At 40.7% G+C, this 2,689-nt stretch carries 1 protein-coding gene; it reads right to left on the bottom strand.

All coding sequences use genetic code 11. From position 1 onward, the window contains the following. A partial coding sequence (locus P20495_RS20230; protein ID WP_033015195.1) for a TonB-dependent siderophore receptor occupies window positions 1-2,250 on the bottom strand: 2,250 nt, incomplete at its 3' end. Window positions 2,251-2,689 lie beyond the last annotated feature (439 nt).

Genomic DNA, 2,689 nt, shown 5'->3' with positions numbered 1-2,689 from the left:
GTGCTCTGGGTAACCATATTCACCCGTGTAATCACGGCCATCTTTTTCAAATTTATCTTGATATGCCCACTCTAGATTAAATTTAAGTAAACCTAAGTCATCAAGAGAGTGATTATAGTTTGCTGAAACATCAACACCAGACACTTCCTGCGATGATAAGTTTTTGAAGGTGCTGTGTATTTTTTGTATTGTGCCCAAGCTTGCGCCACCCGTTGGGGCCAAACGAACACACACGGTACTACTTTGACTGCCACATTCTGCAGCGTAAATAGGGCCAAACTCTTCTTCATCTATTTTGTTATCTTGGGTAATACTCCATACATCAACACTTAAACCAAACTCGGCTGTTGGTGCCCATATAACGCCCACGTTCCATGATTCTGACTCTTCAGCTTGTAAATCAGGGTTACCAGAGAACTCAATATTGTAATCCAGCGCTTGGCAATCTAACCCAGTTTGTTCACAGCGCTGCGTATCAACAAAAAATTGGCTCTTTTGTGACGGACCTAAGCCTATTTGCGCTAATGAAGGCGCTCTAAAGCCTTGCGCCCATGAACCTCGAACGGTTACTTCATCAGTCGGTGCCCAGCGCAGAGCTACTTTTGGATTCGTTGTAGTACCAAAGTCGCTGTAATCATCGTAACGACCAGCTAATTGCAATTCAAGGTTTTCAGCAAGTGGGATTGAGAATTCAACGTATGCAGCGTATTGATCACGATCTGCTGAAGCGGATACTGATTCAGTACCAAATATCAAACCGCGTTGAAATTGATCATCAGGAATATCATTTACATCTTCTTCACGGTATTCAATACCCGCGGCCATCATTACTGCTTCGCCACCAAAACTAAATGCTTCACCAGTTATATTGGCATCAAAAGACGTCATATGAGATTCACCGCGACGTACTAAGCTGGTTGTTATTCTGTCAACTACAGCAGGATCGTTATATGTGCCACCAAATGGATTATAGCTACCGGCATCAATTTCTTGCTGTAAAAAATCGGTGCGTACCCAGCCTTGTGTGCGATCGCCAGTTTGCAGTGATTTACTGCGACCTTTTTGTACTGCTGTTTCCCAGCTCCAATCGTTTATTTCGCCTTTTAACCCAGCAACAAAGCGTAAGGTATCTGACTCAATATCCCATTGGCGAGCACCCGCATCAACTGTACGGTAACGACCAATTTGAATGTCTTCACCAAATGGATTGTTAGGGTGACTAGCAGGCACTGTCAGGCCAGCATCTTCATCAAGTGGTGTTGGTGCTCCTGCAGCGACAGAGCTATTATGCTGAACAGCCATTTCTAAAAAGCCTGTAATACCGTTATCAAAGCGGTATTCAAATTGTGAAATAGCGCCTATACGTTCAGAGGCTGGGGAAATATAGCCATATGGGCCGTAATCAAATAAACAGCTACCACTTGAAGTTGCATTTTCAGCAGGACAATCAGGATCGATAGTTTTAACACCATCTACATAAAAGTAGCCAGGAAAACCACGAGATGAACGGAAATCCTCACCACCATAAGGCGATTGGTTTGCAGTGCCTAGGCGGCCCATTTCATCAGAAGAAAGGGATGTATTTTTAAAGTAATCGATAATAACGGATGCACTACTTTTTTCGCTCGTAGTACCCCAAACAAGGCTGGCTGTTGTCTCTTCATAATTTGGACCATCTGTACCGCCATAGCCTAAATTAATCTCAACGCCGTCAATATCTTTCTTTAAAATAACGTTAACTACACCGGCTACTGCATCTGAGCCATAAATAGCTGAAGCGCCATCTTTTAGAATATCGATGCGCTCAATAGCAGAAACGGGAATACTGTTAATATCTACAAATGAGTTGGTGATACCTTCCGCAAAAGCACTAATTGATACACGACGACCATTGATTAGTACCAGTGTTGCATCAGCACCTAAGCCTCGTAAGCTTACTGCAGCTGAGCCGTTAGCGGTTGAGTCTTGATTATTTCCACGGGTTGAAAAAGTACCGCTACCTGCCACAGGCATTCTTTCTAGAAGCTGTTGTAAGTTATCGTAACCCATGTTTTCGATTTCAGCTCTACCGATTGATTGCACCGGAGAAGGCCCTTCAATATCAGTTCGCTTAATACGAGAACCAGTAACTTGAATTCGCTCTACTTTTTTAGCTTCTTCTGCTGCGTAAGTTGTTGTTGTAAAACCTGCCGATAATGCGAGTGTTGCACTCACAATAATGCTAGGTGTAAATACTGTTGATTGTTTCATCCTTAAACCCTTGTTTATTTATTGTAAAATTATTTGCTTAACAAGTGAATTAATTAATAATATGTAATTAGAAGGTTATCAATCGTGTTTTTTAGGGTTTGATTATGAATTTTAAAGAGTTTTTGTATATTAATTTTTATATATTTTTGCTTGAGGCCAAACTGGGCGTAAATAGGAGCTGTATTTGATATTTCTTGTCTTGTTAAATTAGGCTGAAAAAGTAAGTAATGAAGATAAAACTAATTTGTAATAATTTATTTTTTGGGAAATTAGGGCTTGCTTATCTTTTTAGGTTGAATTTTCATCAAGCGTTTGGTTTTTAGCTAAGGTAGGGCTTATGTTGCTCGGCTTTTTGAGTCTACGAGGTTATAAACTTTGCGCCGTGACAATACCAACCGGCATAAATATTTGAACAATTTAACGAATTAAATAACTCTAT

Source organism: Pseudoalteromonas sp. BSi20495 (genome assembly GCF_000241185.1).
Taxonomy (GTDB): domain Bacteria; phylum Pseudomonadota; class Gammaproteobacteria; order Enterobacterales; family Alteromonadaceae; genus Pseudoalteromonas; species Pseudoalteromonas fuliginea.
The sequence above is the reverse complement of the archived record's forward strand: the minus strand, read 5'-3'. Positions and strand labels throughout refer to the sequence as shown.